The organism is Catellatospora sp. NPDC049133, from assembly GCF_040648455.1.
Lineage (GTDB): Bacteria > Actinomycetota > Actinomycetes > Mycobacteriales > Micromonosporaceae > Catellatospora > Catellatospora aurea.
This window is the reverse complement of sequence record NZ_JBEZDT010000063.1, coordinates 17,416-32,676: the sequence shown is the minus strand read 5'-3', so window position 1 is coordinate 32,676 and position 15,261 is coordinate 17,416. Positions and strand designations below refer to the sequence as shown.

General features: G+C 72.1%; 13 protein-coding genes and 3 tRNA genes. 3 read left to right on the top strand and 13 right to left on the bottom strand.

The window, feature by feature from the left end; all coding sequences use genetic code 11:
* The 3 genes from AB0B35_RS40590 to AB0B35_RS40580 all read right to left on the bottom strand — a co-directional run.
* Positions 1–2,555: FtsX-like permease family protein (locus AB0B35_RS40590; protein WP_361056783.1), on the bottom strand; the 2,555-nt coding region annotated here is incomplete at its 3' end.
* Positions 2,552–5,788: an FtsX-like permease family protein gene (locus AB0B35_RS40585; RefSeq protein WP_361056780.1), complete on the bottom strand. Its 3,237-nt coding sequence runs from the start codon at positions 5,786–5,788 to the stop codon at positions 2,552–2,554. The genes AB0B35_RS40590 and AB0B35_RS40585, both read right to left, overlap by 4 nt.
* A 119-nt stretch (positions 5,789–5,907) precedes the next feature.
* Positions 5,908–6,510: a TetR family transcriptional regulator gene (locus tag AB0B35_RS40580; protein ID WP_361056777.1), complete on the bottom strand. Its 603-nt coding sequence runs from the start codon at positions 6,508–6,510 to the stop codon at positions 5,908–5,910.
* A gap of 107 nt (positions 6,511–6,617) precedes the next feature.
* Between AB0B35_RS40580 and AB0B35_RS40575 the strand changes: the two genes are divergently transcribed.
* The gene (locus tag AB0B35_RS40575; protein ID WP_360540871.1) at positions 6,618–7,172 is read left to right on the top strand and encodes a hypothetical protein; all 555 of its coding nucleotides are present in this window, start codon (positions 6,618–6,620) and stop codon (positions 7,170–7,172) included.
* Positions 7,169–8,494 carry a PrsW family intramembrane metalloprotease gene (locus AB0B35_RS40570; RefSeq protein ID WP_361056774.1) on the top strand — a complete coding sequence of 442 codons (1,326 nt, stop codon included), beginning with the start codon at positions 7,169–7,171 and terminating at the stop codon, positions 8,492–8,494. The genes AB0B35_RS40575 and AB0B35_RS40570 overlap by 4 nt, the downstream gene beginning before the upstream one ends.
* A gap of 111 nt (positions 8,495–8,605) precedes the next feature.
* On the opposite strand, the gene AB0B35_RS40565 is transcribed toward AB0B35_RS40570, so the two are convergent.
* Both AB0B35_RS40565 and AB0B35_RS40560 read right to left on the bottom strand, forming a co-directional pair.
* A complete protein-coding gene (locus AB0B35_RS40565; protein ID WP_144123171.1) occupies positions 8,606–8,842 on the bottom strand; it encodes a hypothetical protein in 237 nt (78 codons plus the stop codon).
* Between the two features lie 34 nt (positions 8,843–8,876).
* Positions 8,877–10,205, bottom strand: a complete 1,329-nt coding sequence (locus AB0B35_RS40560; protein WP_361056771.1) for an ABC transporter substrate-binding protein — start codon at positions 10,203–10,205, stop codon at positions 8,877–8,879.
* A 128-nt stretch (positions 10,206–10,333) separates the two neighbouring features.
* Here AB0B35_RS40560 and AB0B35_RS40555 point away from each other — a divergent pair, with 128 nt between their 5' ends.
* Positions 10,334–10,723 carry a hypothetical protein gene (locus tag AB0B35_RS40555; RefSeq protein ID WP_361056768.1) on the top strand — a complete coding sequence of 130 codons (390 nt, stop codon included), beginning with the start codon at positions 10,334–10,336 and terminating at the stop codon, positions 10,721–10,723.
* Positions 10,724–10,730: 7 nt separating this feature from the next.
* On the opposite strand, the gene AB0B35_RS40550 is transcribed toward AB0B35_RS40555, so the two are convergent.
* From AB0B35_RS40550 to crtI, 8 genes are all read right to left on the bottom strand, one after another.
* Positions 10,731–11,258, bottom strand: coding sequence for a GNAT family N-acetyltransferase (locus AB0B35_RS40550; RefSeq protein ID WP_361056765.1), 528 nt, complete (start codon positions 11,256–11,258; stop codon positions 10,731–10,733).
* Between the two features lie 66 nt (positions 11,259–11,324).
* Positions 11,325–11,654, bottom strand: coding sequence for a hypothetical protein (locus tag AB0B35_RS40545; protein ID WP_361056762.1), 330 nt, complete (start codon positions 11,652–11,654; stop codon positions 11,325–11,327).
* A gap of 111 nt (positions 11,655–11,765) precedes the next feature.
* A tRNA-Phe gene (locus AB0B35_RS40540) sits at positions 11,766–11,842 on the bottom strand.
* A 25-nt stretch (positions 11,843–11,867) separates the two neighbouring features.
* Positions 11,868–11,944 (bottom strand) — tRNA-Asp (locus tag AB0B35_RS40535).
* A 57-nt stretch (positions 11,945–12,001) separates the two neighbouring features.
* A tRNA-Glu gene (locus AB0B35_RS40530) sits at positions 12,002–12,074 on the bottom strand.
* A 130-nt stretch (positions 12,075–12,204) separates the two neighbouring features.
* Positions 12,205–13,020 (bottom strand): polysaccharide deacetylase family protein, encoded by an 816-nt coding sequence (locus AB0B35_RS40525; RefSeq protein ID WP_361056759.1) that lies wholly within the window; start codon positions 13,018–13,020, stop codon positions 12,205–12,207.
* Positions 13,021–13,106: 86 nt separating this feature from the next.
* A complete protein-coding gene (idi, locus tag AB0B35_RS40520; protein ID WP_361056756.1) occupies positions 13,107–13,658 on the bottom strand; it encodes an isopentenyl-diphosphate Delta-isomerase in 552 nt (183 codons plus the stop codon).
* Positions 13,655–15,082: a phytoene desaturase family protein gene (gene crtI / locus AB0B35_RS40515; RefSeq protein ID WP_361056754.1), complete on the bottom strand. Its 1,428-nt coding sequence runs from the start codon at positions 15,080–15,082 to the stop codon at positions 13,655–13,657. Before crtI ends, idi begins: the two co-directional genes overlap by 4 nt.
* Positions 15,083–15,261: the final 179 nt, after the last annotated feature.

Genomic DNA, 15,261 nt, shown 5'->3' with positions numbered 1-15,261 from the left:
AGCACCAGGCAGGCGCCGACGATCACCGGGTCGAACGTGACACCCACCGACACCCCGTCGGTGAACTGCGACAGCCCCAGAGCGGGGGCGATCAGTTGCGGTACGGCCGTGCCCACCACCGCACCGGTCACCACCGCCACGGCCACCACCGGCATCAACTCCACCAGCAGCAGGCGACGGCCCTGACCCCGCGACAGGCCCATGGTCCGCAACCGCGACAGCACCGTGCCCCGGCCCCGCGCCCCCGACACCACCGCGAAACCGATCGCCAGCAGCGCCAGCGCCACCCCGGCACCCGCGCCGATCGCATACGCGAACGTGACCACCGCGTTGATGCTGGCCTTGTCCAGCTCCTCCCGCGCCTGCTCCCAGGTGATCACGTCAGTGACCTCCTCGTACGCGCGCGGCCGGAAGCCCTCGTTGGCCCAGCGCTCCTGACCCGCGGCGCCGACCTCGCGCAGCCGCTCCGGGTCGGCGTCGCCGGCGACCAGGTAGCCGTTCGGCGTGAACGCCTTCTGAGCGTCGGTCTGCACCGCCTGCCACGGCACGATGATGAAGTTCGACGCGCCGTTGGCGATCGGCGGGAAGCCGTCGACCACGGCGGCGATCCGGAACTCGTATTGCCGGCCGCGCAGTGTGACTGCGCCGTGGTCGCCGCCGAGCTGCTTGGCGACGCCCGGGGAGACCAGGACTGGTACTTGTGCGCCGGGCACCGCCTCGGTGAACTCCTTCGGCGGGGTCACGTCGACCCCGGAGTCCGCCACCACCTTCGCGTACGCCTGCCCGTCGAGCACCAGCGCGTACACCGTGCCGAGCCGCTTGGAGTCGACGACCAGGTCGCTGGCCCCGTCCACCATGTACTGGGACACCGCCGTGACACCGGGCACTGCGGCCAACTCGGCCTCGGTGGCGTCGTCGAAGAAGTACCCGTCGACCTTGACGTCGGCGGGCAGGCGCAGGTCGGTGGCCCGGTCGCGGCCCTCGTCGATGGTGCTCGCCACGGCCACGCTGAACACGGCCGTGCTGACCGCGACGACCAGCACCGCGACCGGCCCGATGACCGCGCCCGCGGTGCGTCCCGAGCGGGACAGCCCGAGGAAGCTCACCGCGCCGCGCCCGCGGGCGGCCAGCCGGCCCAGCCGGCTCACCACCGGCGGCACCAGCCGCACCATCGCCACCGCCGCCCCGGCGGCCAGCAGCGCCGGCACCGCGGCCAGGTAGACGTCGACCCCGGCGGCGGTGCTCAGCCCGCGGCTGCGCAGCAGCCACACGCCCAGCCCGGCCAGCACCAGCAGGCTCAGCTCCGCGGTGCGGCGCTTCACGCCCACCCGCGCCGTGGCCAGGTCGGCCCGCTCGCCGGAGAAGGAGGGGTTGCGGGCCGTCCGCATGGTCATGACCGGCACCGCCAGCGCCGCCAGCGCGGTGAACACGGCCAGCACCGGCCAGGTGACCGCGGGCCGTCCGGCCACCGCCGCGCCGAGCAGGCCGCCGGCCACCGCCGGGGGCACCACGAGCAGCGACTCCAGCAGCGTGTACGAGCCGATGGTGGCGATGGCCCCGCCGCGCGCCCGCAGCAGCGCGAACTCGCTCCGGCGGCGGGTCACGGCGACCCGGGCCGCCAGCAGCACCAGCCCGGCCAGCGTGATCAGCGCGCCCATCTGCACGACGGCCAGCAGGGCCGCCCCGGCACGGGCCTTGTCGGCGAACTTCGCCAGTTGCGAGTCCAGGCTGGTCAGCAGGGTCGCGTCGAGCCCCTGCCGCCGGGCGACGGTGACCGCCTCGACGACCTCGGGCAGCACGCCGGCGTCGAGCTTCGCCGTGTCGACCCGGTAGCGCCACTCGTAGACGATGCCGGCGAGATCCTTCACGCGGTCGAGGCCGAGCTCGTCGGAGTAGACCACCACTCGGTACGGGTCGCCGTCGTCGTTGGGCAGGTACGCCCGCAGCCCGAACGGCGTGGGTTCCCAGAAGGTGCCGTTCTCGTCGTGCGGCCGCACGATGCCGACCACCTCGACCGGCACCTCCCGGTGGAACAGGAACGTGCTGCCGACCTTCTGCCGCAGCTTGTCGGCGTTCCACTCGGTCAGCACGACCTCGATCGGGCCCGCGGTGCCCGCCTTGGTCTTCGGGAAGCGGCCCTCGACGAGGTCGACCTGCTCCTCCAGACCGTTGCCGGCGCGCAGGCTGAACAGCATCGCGCCCTGCTTGTTGTCACCAGGCAGGCCGGTCCCGGTCACCCAGGACTCGTCCAGCGTCGTGGTCGCCGCCCACCAGGACTGCTCGATCCGCTCGCGCAGCGCCGGGTAGAGCACAGCCTGCTGCTGTTCCAGCTTGCCGTCCGGCTTCCAGTTGTCGCCCTTGTCCTTGACCCCGCGATAGGTCAGGTCCCGGGACGTGTAACTGAGCTGCGAGATGTCGTTGCGCAGGCCTTCGTCGGTCAGCCGGTTCGCGGCTCGTGGCGCGCCGACCACCAGCACCCCGGCCAGCAGTGTGAGTGTGCCGAGCAGCGCCAGCGGCCCGGCCGTGGCCCGTACCCGGGCGATCCAACCCTTCACCGGTCAGCTCCGATCCGCAGCTGGGCCGCGGCCAGCCGCTGCCGCATCGTGGTGGCCACCAGCCCGGCCATCACCAGGGTGAGGGCGAGCAGGGCGGCGGCGGTGCCCAGCACGGGCAGCCAGTCCGTCGTGGTGAGCGCGGGCGGCACCGGCCGGCTCGCACTCGGGGTGAGGATGACCAACGGTCCGGTCGTCCGGGCCACCAGCAGGCCGACCACCAGGCCGACCGCCACGCCGAGCCCGGCCAGGAACGCCTGCTCGATCATCAGTGCGCGGGCGAGCAGGCGTGGCGTCGCGCCCAGGGTGTTCAGCACGGCGAGTTCGGCGACCCGGCGCCGGGCGGTCGCCCGCACGTCGACGGCGACGCCGACCAGGGCCAGGCCGATCGCGCCGAGCGCGGCGATGAACAGGGCGATCCGCGCGCCGACGCCGAACGGGTCGTCCGCCGCGTGCACGGCCAGCGCCTTCCGGTCGACGGTCTGCAGGTTGGGCAGCGGGCCGGCCGCCGCGGCGGCCTCGGCGTGCCGGGCCGGGTCGGTCTGCACCCACCATTCGGTGATGTTGGGTGGCCGCCAGCCGGCCTGCTGGAAGTGGGTGCTCAGCGCGGGCATGTCGACCAGCAGCGCGGCCTGGTCCACCCCGCCGGGCAGCGCGGTGAGCTGCCCGACGATGTGCACCTCGACGTTGCTGCTGCCCCACAGCGGGATGGCCAGCTTCGCGCCGACCTCGGTGTGCAGCGACGCGAGCACCTCGGGCGTGGCCAGCGCCGGGACGGTGAGTTTGTCGCTCATCGGGCGCAGGTTGAACGCGAACCGCGGGACTTCGCCAAAGCCACCGACGCTCGTCAGCTCGACCCGGACCGTGTCGCCCTCGACCCGTTGCTGCCCGCTCAGGGAGGAGGTGGGCAGGCCCCAGCTCGTGCCGTCGCCGTCGAGCTTGAGCGCCGTGGCGGCGCCGCCCGCGCCTACCGCTGCGAGGCCGCTGAGCTGCCACACGATCGGGATGCCACCCGGCATCTCCGGGCCGTCCACGGCGAACCCGGTCAGCCGCAGGTGCGGCGTACGGGGCAGCGCCACCTCGAAGGCGTACGCGTCGGAGTCCTCGTCGCCGGCCACCGACACCTGGTGGATCGCGCCGTGCTCGTCGGTGAGCACCAGCGCCGTCACCTCGCGCGGGTGGGCGAGCCATTCGCCCTCCGGGCCGGTGACGCGCACCGTGCCGCGCAGCGCCGTCGTGCCCTCGGGCAGGTCGACGCCCGGCTGGCGGTGGCTCTCCGCCGCGGCGGCGGCCAGTTGTGCGGGCGCGTCGCCGAGGTCGGGGCGCAGTCGCAGCACCTCCCCGGCGGACGTCGTGTCGATGGCCAGGACCGTGGTCGGGGTCGCCTTCTCGCCGGTGTCCATGCGGGTCCGCCAGGCCGGCAGGGCCGCGGTGACCCCGGGCAGCGAGGCGAGCTGGTCCACCCGGCCGGGCGGCACCGACCAGGCCGTCTCGATCAGGCGCAGGTCCGCGCCCGCGGTGTGGTCGGCCTGGTCCACCTGGGACTGCCGGGCGGTCGCGGCGAGCGTCCAGGCCAGCGTGCTGACCGCGACGCTCAGCGCGAGCAGCAGCACCGGGCCGGCGTGCGGGCGGCGTCCGGCCTGCCAGACGCCGAGCTGGGCGGCGAACCACGGCCGCCGGTCCACCCGGCGCTCCAGCAGCCGGGTCAGCGGCGGGAGCAGGCGCAGCGCGAGCACCGCGCCCGCGAGCACCCCGAGCGGCCCGGCAGCGGCCAGCAGCGGGTCGATGCCGAGCTTGCCGGCGACGCCGGACAGCGGCGACTCGTACTGCTGGAGCTGGTACCAGGCCAGCCCGGCGAAGCCGATGAGCGCGAGGTCCAGGCCGGTGCGCTGGGCGGCGGCGGCGCGGCTGGGCCGCGAGCGGGCCGCCAGGTCCGCGACGTAGGTGCCGCCGCCGCGCATGGCGGGCAGCAGCATCGCCAGTACGCAGCCCAGCCCGGCGGCCGCGGCGACGGCGACGGTCGTCGGCGTGATCCCGGCCTCCAGCCGCAGGCTGACGTTGCTCAGCGCGGGCAGCCGTGCGACGAGGCCGAGCAGCGGGGCGACCAGCAGCGGGGCCAGCACGGCGGCGGGCCCGGCGATCAGCAGCGCCTCGCGGGCGGCCAGCCCGGCCAGCTGGCCGCGGGACGCGCCGCGGGCGCGTAGCAGCGCCGTCTCCGCCCGGCGGCCCTCGGTGAGCAGCGCGGCGAGCAGCAGCAGCGCGTACCCGCCGAGGATCGAGATCAGCAGCAGCGGGGTGAGCAGGTCGGACCGGCCGACGAGGCTGGCCTGCTGGATCCGGTCGACCAGCCGCTCCAGGTGCGTGCCGGCCTGGCCGCCGTCGCCGTAGCCCAGTTCCTCGGTCACCTCCGGCAGGGTCCGCACCGCGTTGCGGGCGGCGATCAGCTGTGGCAGCTCGGCCCGCGACAGGTCCGGCGTCACCACCCAGCCGCTGTTGCCGAGGTAGGACCAGTCGCGGAAGAAGTCCTCACGGGGCAGCACCAGCGGGCCGTACGTGCTGCGCCCGGCCTCGACGCCCTCGGCCATCTCGGGCACGAGCAGCCAGTACGGGTCCTCTTCCCGGTTCGCGGCGAAGACGCCGCTGACCACCACGCGCTGGTTCTTCTTGGTGATGCCGTTGGCGAAGGCGACCTCGGAGCCGACCTGCAGCCCGAGCGCCTGCGCGGCGGCCTCGCCCACGACGACCTGCTGCGGGTTCGAGCCTGCCGCCGGCCACGTCCCGGAGACCAGGCGGGCGTGCTCGGCCAGCTCGTCCAAGAACATGACCCGGGCGTACACCACGCCGTAGCTGTCGGCCGTCGCGTCACCGGTGTCGCTGGTGAACCGCAGGCCGCTCGCATAACCGGCCGAGCCGAACTCGACCTTCGTGCCGGAGAACCGGGCCGCGAACGACTCGCGCAGCTTGCCGTCGGTCTCCCGCCAGGACTGCTCCGAGAATGACTTGCCGACCTCGGTGCCGGTCGAGGACCAGCCGCTGCCACCGGTGCGGGAGGGCAGGCGCACCTGCACGGCGCGCTCGTCCGGCGGGGCCGCGGCCACGGCCGCCCGGCCGCCCGCCTCGATCACCGCGCCGCTGTAGCTCGCCAACCCCACCAGGAGCGTCGTCGAGATCAGTGCTGCCGCCGCGGCGGCAGTCAACAGGCCCTTCGCGCTATAGGCCCGCCGACGTGCCAGCATGACGCCTCCCTGATCGTTTGCGCTTCAACTTCTGTATGAGTTGAGACGACAGGGAGGGGGTTCGCAGACAGTGGCGGCTGTTACCCGAATGTGATGACCAACAGGGCGGTATGCCCCTTTCAACCCGGTGCGCGAATACCCACAGTGAGCTGCGCGAATGCCGACCGGCGCGCGGCGGCCAGGTCGGGGCTGTGCCCGCCGGCCCAGGACCAGAGCGCGCTGTCCCACGCGGCCTGGGCAGCCCCGGCGACCAGCAGCGGGTACGGGTGGGACTCGGGCACCCCGCAACGCGCCGCGACGAAGCGGCTCACCAGGCTCCGCAGCTCCTCACTGATCACCAGGTACGCGCTCAGCAGCGTCGGCTGTTCGGTGAGCAGGCGCAGGCGGGCCCGGATCTGCGCCAGCTGGGCCTCGTCGGTGATGTCGGCCCCGTCCAGCACGGCGCGCACCGACTCCAGCGGCGGCTCCCCGTCGGGCCGCGCGGCCAGGGCGGTGCGCAGTTGCTCCACCCGCGAGTGCCCGACGTCGCCGAACAGCACGTGCTGCTTGGACGCGTAGTAGCGGAAGAACGTGCGCACCGAGACGCCGACCTCGGCCGCGATGTCCTCCACCGTGGTCTGCTCGAAGCCCTGCCGGGCGAACAGCGCCAGCGCCGCGTCCTCCAGCGCCTCGCGGGTGTGCTGTTTGTGCTGTTCCCGCCGGTTGATCACCCGTCCGGTCATTCACTCATCCTGAAGGCGTTGTTGCATACCGTCAAAGTCCCCCGGTCATGCGCCCGGGTTGTTCGATATAGCAGCATTCAAGTTCTATGCCCCGCTACCGTCGGACCATGGTCGCCCATCGACTGGTGCGGAACCTGCTGGGAGGGGCAGCGGTACTCGCTGCCCTGCTCTTCGTCGTCTTCGGGCTGCCGGCCCTCAACCGGGCCGTGCCGACCGACCGCTCCCTTGCCGGGCACCTCTACGAGGTGGGCGCGGGCGTCAGCGTGCAGCCGCCGCCCGGGGCCCGGGTCGACGCCAGCAAGACCCGCCCCGGCGACGAGCGGGCCACCGTGCTGTTCCTGGTCGGCGACGTGCGCTACGCGATCGTGGTGCAGCCGTTCGGCGGGCAGATCGCGGAGGCGGCCGACAAGCTGCGTACGAAGATCAAGGCGACGCAGGGCTACCAGGTCACCGGCGACGAGGGCGGGGTGAACACGGCCAGCGGGCTGTCCGGCCTGGCCGGCGGGTACACCGCGCCCGGCCGGTGCGGCCGGTACGCCGTGTTCCTCGCCGACGGGCGCTCGATCGAGGTCACCGTCAGCGGCGCGCAGCTCGAACTGCAGCGCGAACTCGCCGGCATCGACGACTCGATCAGCTCCATCCGGTACGGCGGTGGCCGGTGACGGTCGCGGGCCGCTCCGGGGGGCGGCGCTGGCGGTTCTCCGTACGCCCGACGCCCCGCGCGGCGCGAGCGCTCAAGTCGCTGCAGCTGCCCGCGTTCTGGCTGCTCGGACTGATTATGCTGGCCGGCCTGGTGCGCCTGCTGGAGATACTGCGCACCGACATGGCCCGCTTCCCGATCGCCACCACCTCGGCGGTGCTCCTGTTCGCCCTGTACGCCGTGCCGTTCTGGCTCTTCATCGCGTCCATGGACTTCCTCGAACGCGAGCCGCCGCTGCTCATGGCGACCGCGTTCGCCTGGGGCGGCGCGGTGGCCACCACGGCGGCGATCCCCGGCACCCAGGCCGTGCACGACCTGGTCGCCAAGCTGATCTCACCGGCCTTCGCCGCGACCTGGGGCTCGGCCATCGCCGGGCCGACCATCGAGGAGCTGCTCAAGGCACTCGGCGTCGTGATGATCGTGCTGGTGGCCCGCAAGCAGATCAACAGCGTGCTCGACGGCATGGTCTACGGCGCGCTCATCGGGCTCGGCTACCAGGTCGTCGAGGACATCGTGTTCGCCGTCAACGCGGTCGCGCTGCGCGGCCAGGGCGACGGCGTCGGTCCCGTGATCGCCACCTTCTTCCTGCGCGGCTTCCTCGCCGGCCTGTGGAGCCACACCCTGTTCACCGCGCTCGCCGGGGCGGGCATCGCCTGGTTCGTGGTGCGCACCGACAAGCCGATGTGGTGGCGGCTCGGCGGGCTCGGCCTCGGCCTCGGGCTGGCCTGGCTCACCCACTTCGTGTGGAACTCGCCCCTGTTCGCGGACGGCCTGGGCTCCGGGGCCGCCGGGGTGCTGCTCGGCATGCTCGGCAAGGGGCTGCCCGCGCTGGCCATGGTGCTGGCCCTGCTGTGGGTGGCCCGGCATCGCGAGGCCCACTACTACGTCGCGCAGCTCGCCCGGCTGCACGACCGGAACATCGCCACCCCCGGCGAGCTGCAGATCATGGGCCACGGCCACCTGCGGGCCGACGCCCGCCGCTACGGCCGGGCCCGCTGCGGCCGGGCCGGTGAGCGGGCGGTACGCGGCCTGCAGACCGCACAGGCCCGGTTCGCGGTGGAGCTGAGCCGGGTCGACCACATCGCGCCCGGCGACATGCTGCTGGTGCACTGCCGCGACGAGGTGCTCGCCCAGCGGCAGCGCCTGGTGAACCTCGGCCACCCCGAAGCGGTCGTGTCGCCGATGCGCCCCGCCGTGCCGCGCGTGGTCGTGCTCGGCGCCCTCTTCGCCGTCGCCCTCTTCCTGCTCATCTGGCAGGCCATCCGCCACCTCAACGCCGCCTGACCCGACCCGCGGCCGAGCCGCCGAATCCCCGGTCGCAACTCTTAAAAAGTCGCGCCCTCCGGGAGGCCCGGAAGGCGCGACACTTAAATGTTGCGGCAGGGAGCCGCGGCGTCAGTTGGGGGCGTGGCCGCCGTCGCCGTCGACCGTGATCTCCGGCGTGCCGTCCTGGTCGAGGTCGACCAGGGTGATGTCGACCTCGCCGTCGTGGTCGGTGTCGAACTGGAACAGGTCGGCCTTGCCGTCGCCGTCGGTGTCGGACACCCACACGTCGGTGCGGCCGTCGTTGTCGGTGTCGCCCTTGATCAGGTCGCGGCGGTCGTCGCCGCGGGTCTCCACGGACTCGCTCATGACTTCTCCTTAACGGGGGTCGTACCGCAACACGTTAGTGGCGGATTTTCGCACCGGCGGCAGCGAGGGCCTTGATCGCTCCCGCGGACTCGGAGTAGCCGATGACCAGCACGCCGTCGGGGTTCGTGGGCAGGATCTGGTTGGCGATCTTCGCCAGCTCGGCCTGGTCCTTGACCGAGCCGTCGTCGGTGATCTCGTAGATGTACGTCTGCACGTCCACCTCGCTCACGCCGGCCTTGACCAGTTCCTTGGTGACACCCTCGGCGAGCTTCTTGCCGTAGTTGTCGCTGTGCGTGACGATCGCGACCCGCTGCAGGCCGTCGCGCAGCATCACATCGGCCAGCGCCCGCGCCTGCAGCAGGTCCGAGGGCGCGGTGCGGAAGTACAGGCCCTTGTCGTCGAAACCGGTCAGGTCGGGCGAGGTGTTGCACGGCGAGAACATGACCATGCCGTACTTGATCGCATCCGGCAGCGTGGCCAGCGCGACACCCGAGGCGCCCGGGCCGATCAGCACCTGCACCCCGGCCGCGTGGTGGCTCTCGATCGTGGCCTTGGCCTTCGCCGGCGAGGTGCCGTCGTCGCCGTCGATCCACTTCACCAGCTTGCCCAGCACGCCGCCCGCGGCGTTGATCTCCTCGATCGCGAGCTTGGCGCCCGCGTCCATCGGCGGGGTCGTGTATGCCAGCGCGCCGGTCTTCGGCAGCAGGCCGCCGAAGGTCAGCGGCTTGTCGGTGGTGCCGTTCTTCACCGGCGTCGGCAGCTTCTGGCCGGTCACGTCGCGCTCGTTGCCGGTGCCGAGGTACTCGGTCTTGCCGTTGTCGAGGGCGTTGCCCTCACCGAAGTGCACGGTGCCGTAGCTCGTCGTCGCAGGCTCGCCGACCTCGCTGAAGCCGTACCGCACGGTCATGCCGCGGTAGGAGATCGGCTTGCCGCTCTTCGCCAGGGTCAGGCACTGCTTGACCGAGCGGCAGATGGTGCCGCCCACGGTCACCGCGTTGATGTACTTCGCGATCTTGGCGGGCTCGGTGCTGCCGGCCTGCTGCGCGGCCAGCGCGCTGATCACGACGGCGTCGTACGCCTCGCCGGCGTACAGGCGGTCCTTGAGGCCGGGATTGATCCGCTTTATCCCCTGCAGGAACGCCTCCTCCGCTTCGTTCAGCGGCAGCGTGCCCTTCATGCCGTTGAGCAGGCCCGGCTGCTCCTTGAACTCCGCGCCGAACTCGTTCGCCATGTTGCCGTCGGTGCCGTAGAGGTACGCCCCCTGGTACGCCGGGTTCTGGGAATCGTCCGGCCCCGAGCTGCAGGCAGACAGGGTGAGCAGCGAGACGCAGGCAGCGGCGATGACAGCTCGCGAGAAACGCATGAGGGTGCCTCCATGGCGATGGTCCAACGGGCACCTTAGCGTTGTTCCCTGCTTTGGGGGAGGGGCCAATACGCCCGATGGGTGGCGAGTGCTCCGGTACGGTTGCCGCCGCCCGTTAGGCTCCCACCGTGACCGTCGATCCAGACCACTCCTTCGAGGACGCCGCTCTTGTACTTGACCAGGCACTTGCCGGAGACGGCAGAGCGGTGGCGGGAACCCTCGACGAGGTGGTGAAGCGCGACGGCAGTGAGGGCGCCTACAACGTCGCCTGGTGCCTGGCCGGGGAGCTGGCCGGCGACGGCGTCCGCGCGGGCGCCTGGGCGCTGGAGTTCCCCGGCATAGACGAAGCGGCGTACGACGCCCGCTGGGTGGCCAGGTTCGTCAGCGCGTACGTCAACAGCGACGAGCCGACCGGCGAGGCGCTCATCGGCGCCGCGCTGGCCGACGGCCAGCTCCCCCAGTGCCTGCTGACCCTGGCCGGCTCCACCGTCGCCACCAAGCGCCGCCGCGAGTCCTGACGCGGCGTCAGCCCAGCTCGATCCAGTAGCGCCGGGTCCGGCCGAGTTCGGTGTCGCGGACGTCTTCGAGCACCCCGCCGTTGCGTTCGATGGTGCGTGCCGAGGCCGTGTTGGTGTCGTCGCAGGTGATGAGGACCCGGTCGATCCTCTTCTCGCGCGCGTGGGCGAGCACCTGCTCCACCGCCCAGGTGGCCAGACCACGTCCGCGGGCCGACGGGCGGACCGAGTAGCCGATGTGGCCACCGGCGTGCAGCAGGAACTCGTTCAGCCGGTGTCGCAGCGAGATCGAACCGACGACCGCGCCGTCCTCCACCATCCACCAGTACGAGGCGTGCACCAGCCCCTCCCCGATGGGCACGGACTCGTCCGAGGACGTGACGAGCCGGTCGACCCAGGCGGCGAAGGCTTCGGGCGAGTCCACGTCGGTGGCGTGGTGCAGCCCGCTGCCCGCCTGCACGACCCCTTGCCCCCACTCGTCGCGCGCGTCGAGCCACGCGCGGCGCAGCAGCACGTCCGGGACGACCAGTTCAGCCATCGGGCGACCGTAGTGCGGGCGGAGCGCTCGCGGCCACGGATTTACCCGCGGCAACAGGTACACGTGCTAAACCCGCCGTTGGCGAGGCGACAGCACGTCCTGCCGGTACAGGGTCAGGTCTTCGGACGGGTGTGATTCGTGGGAGATGCCGAGCTTGTTCCTGACCTTCGCCAGTGTCACGAGCCAGAGGGACATCTGAAGAGTCGCAGTCAGCACCACGGAGCCACCGACGGGAATCGACCAGTGGTCCATGTCACGGACGAGTCCCCACTTGTCGGCCGCGACATAGACCAGGGCGACGAGGACCGGGAACAACAGCAGAGCACGCGCACCGTGCACGTTGGCCCAGTACTCCGGCTGACTCCGGATTGCAGCGATGCGCTCATCCTGATCCACGGCCACAAAGTCTCACAGGGTCGCAACCTTCGTGACCTGCACGGTCGGGCACGAAAAAGCCCCGAACCCGCGTTTCCGCAGTTCGGGGCGACAAAGCCCGGCGAAGAGCTTTGGTGGCCAGGGGCGGGGTCGAACCGCCGACCTTCCGATTTTCAGTCGGACGCTCGTACCAACTGAGCTACCTGGCCGAAACCACCGGGGGTGGTCGAACATTGGCGGTCCTGACGGGACTTGAACCCGCGACCTCCGCCTTGACAGGGCGGCGAGCACTCCGACTGCTCCACAGGACCTTGCTACTTGCCTTGCTCTTCCTTGCTACCGGGAGACCTTATCAGGTCCCCGGTCCGTGCCCCCAACGGGATTCGAACCCGTGCTACCGCCTTGAAAGGGCGGCGTCCTAGGCCGCTAGACGATGAGGGCGGCCGAACCATCATCGCACACAGCTGCGATAAAGCTTGCAGCTGCCTGTGATGGTGGCTGTTGCTCCCATCCGGCCCCGCCGGAGGCTCGGAAAGCATATGTGACCAGCGGCCGTTCCGCCAAATCGGGGTCAGAACGTGTCGGGCAACCGGATCAACTGGTACTTCGCGCGCAGGCCACCGATGATGCCGGGCAGCGCGGCCAGGGTCTGCGAGCGGTCTCCGCCGGCGTCGTGGAGCAGCACCACGCCTCCGGCCCGGGTGCCCTTGACGACCCGACTGGTGATGGTGGAGGCGGCCGGACGGCGCCAGTCCTGCGGGTCGACGGTCCAGTGCAGCGGGCTCATGCCCAGGCCGCGGGCGACGCGTACGGCGGCGGCTGTCCAGTTTCCGCCCGGATGCCGGAAATATCGGATCGGGACGCCGGGCACGGCGGCGTGGATCGCGTTGTTGGTGGCCCGCATGTTCGAACTGATCCTCGTCTCGGACCAGGTGCCGAGCTTGAACTCGTGGTTCCAGCTGTGGTTGCACAGGGTGTGGCCCTCGGCGACGATCCGCCGGACCAGCGCGGGGTGTGCCTGGACCTGGGTGCCGACCAGGCAGAAGGTCGCTTTGACGCCCCGGGCGCGCAGCACGTCGAGCACCCGCGGGGTCCAGGTGGGGTGCGGCCCGTCGTCGAAGGTCAGCGCGACGCCGGCCGAGCCGCTGGTGCGCTGCAGGACGTACGACTTCTCGGTGGTGGGCCGGGTCGTGGGCGCCTTGCTGGGCGTGGGGCTGGCCGACGGGCTGGGACTGGGGCTGGGGCTGGGCGAAGGACTCGGCGAGGGCGAGGGCGAGGCGGAGAGCGATGGCGCTGCCGTGGGCGCTTTGCCGCCGCAGCCGGCCGCCAGTAGGAGTGTGAAACCGGTCACCACGGCGACGAGGCCGTGGGCGCGCCGCAGCTGCATCGCCGCTCCCCCAGGTCGGTCCACCCCCGTGGAGACCTCAGGGTGCCACAGTCAGGCCCGTGGCGAAATGGGGCGACGATTGCGGTTCAGGACACCTCGCCGAGCGCGGGGACGGCCACCGCGGTGACCCCGGCCAACCAGGGAGCGAAGTCGTCGGGCCGTTCGTCCAGTGCGGCGAGCAGGTCGGCCGGGGCGACCCACCGCAGGGCCGCGACCTCGGCCGGATCCGGGCGAGGGGGCTCCGAACCGGAGCCGACGATGCCGAGCAGCACGTGGTCGTACTCGTCCTCGACGCGGTCGGTCGACGGGTCGACGGCGCGGTAGGCGTACACCCCGATCTCGGTGAGGGTGACGCCGCGCACGCCGATCTCCTCGGCCAGCCGGCGCGACGCGGCGGTGACCAGGTCCTCGCCCGGACCGGGGTGGCCGCAGGTGGCGTTGGCCCAGCGCAGCGCGAACCGGGTCTTCACCGCCGCACGCTGCTGCAGCAGCAGGCGGCCGGAGGAGTCGAGCAGGTGCACGGAGAAGGCACGGTGGCGGATGCCGGGGGCGGTGTGCGCGTGGGCGACGGTGGCCTTGCCGCAGGGTGCCCCGTGCTCGTCCACCAGCTCGACCAGATCCTCTTCGCGAGACCTCATGCGCGCGCTCCGACCACTCGGCGGGCCGCGGCTCGGCCCGAGATCAACACCATGGGCACGCCGACGCCGGGGCGGGTGCCCGAACCGGTGAAAACGACGTTACTCAGGGTTGGGTGAAGGTTACCCGGTCGCATCGGACCGGTCTGCCGCAGCGTGTGCGCGCTGGCGAACGGGGTGCCGTGGGCCATGCCCAGCCTGGCCCAGTCGTCGGGCGTCACCACATAGGACAGCGCGAGGTCCGCGCCGAGGTCGAGGTAGCCCCGCGCCTCCAGGGTGGCCATCAGCTCCCCGGCGTACCGGCGGCCGACTGGCCCGTCCCAGCGCACCGGCGCGGTGCGCAGGTTCGGCACGGGCGCGACGACCTGGTAGGTCTGGCGGCCTGCCGGGGCGGCCGTCGGGTCGGTCCGGCTCGGGTTGGTGACCAGGATCGACGGGTCGCTCATCAGCTCGCCGCGGTTGACGACCTCGTCGAAGGTCTGGCGCCAGGAGCGGCCGAAGTGCAGGTTGTGGTGGGCGATGCGCTGGTAGCCGCCGTGGTCGTCGCGGGTGCCCAGGTGCAGCACCACGCACGACGGCGACGGGGTCAGCCGGCGCAGCCGGGCCGGCGGCATACCGGGCAGCAGGCTGTACGCCGTGGGCAGGTCGGGGTTGAGCACGACGGTGTCGGCCGTGAGCCGCTCGCCGTCGGCGGTGTGCACGGCCACCGCCCGCCCCGCGCGGGTCTCCACCGAGGTCACGTGGGTGTGGTAGCGGAAGTTCACGCCGTGCTTCTCGGCCGCCGCGGCCAGCGCGCGCGGGACCGTGTTCATGCCGCCGCGCGGGTACCAGACCTCGGTGACCGTGTCCAGGTAGGACGCGGCCTGGTGGTCGCGGCCGGTGAACAGGTTGCGGAAGGAGAACAGCCGCTGCGTACGCGGGTCGGCGAAGAAGTCGGTGAGCCGCCGCCGGGCCCCCTCGGTGGCCAGGGTGCGCCAGTGCCCGGCCGGGTCGCGCCGCTCGAACTGCTGCAGCCGCCGCGCCCAGCGCAGGAAGCGCAGGTAGCCCGCGGCCTCCTTGCCGCCGCACAGCTTCGCGATCGCCGACACCATCTTGTCGGTGTCGGCGTGCACGTCCAGCGTCGTGCCGTCGGGGAAGTGGGCGCGGTAGGCCGGGTCGAGGCGGATCAGGTCGATCCAGTCGTGCAGGTGCTCGCCGACCGCGGCCAGCGGTTCGGCCAGCAGGTCCGGCGCGGTGATCATCGTGGGGCCGGTGTCGAACCGGTGCCCGTCGAGCTCCAGCACGCCGACCTGGCCGCCGGGGTTGCCGGAGCGCTCGATGACGGTCACCTCGCGGCCGGCCCCGGCGAGGTGAAGGGCGCAGGAGAGCCCGCCCAGTCCTGCGCCGACGACAATCACATGATTTGTCGGCCCCATTACGGTTCGCACGAATTCATGGTGGCACGTTCGGCCGGACTGACACGCCAAACAGCTGGCGATGTGTGCCGTTTGCCCGATATCTGACAAGTCCGGGAAACCCCGCCACCGCACGCGGATCGATGCGATACCGGCTGCGTCGACCGGCGACCCGAGTGTGGTGGCGAGGCATTCACGCAGGTCAGCGCGGT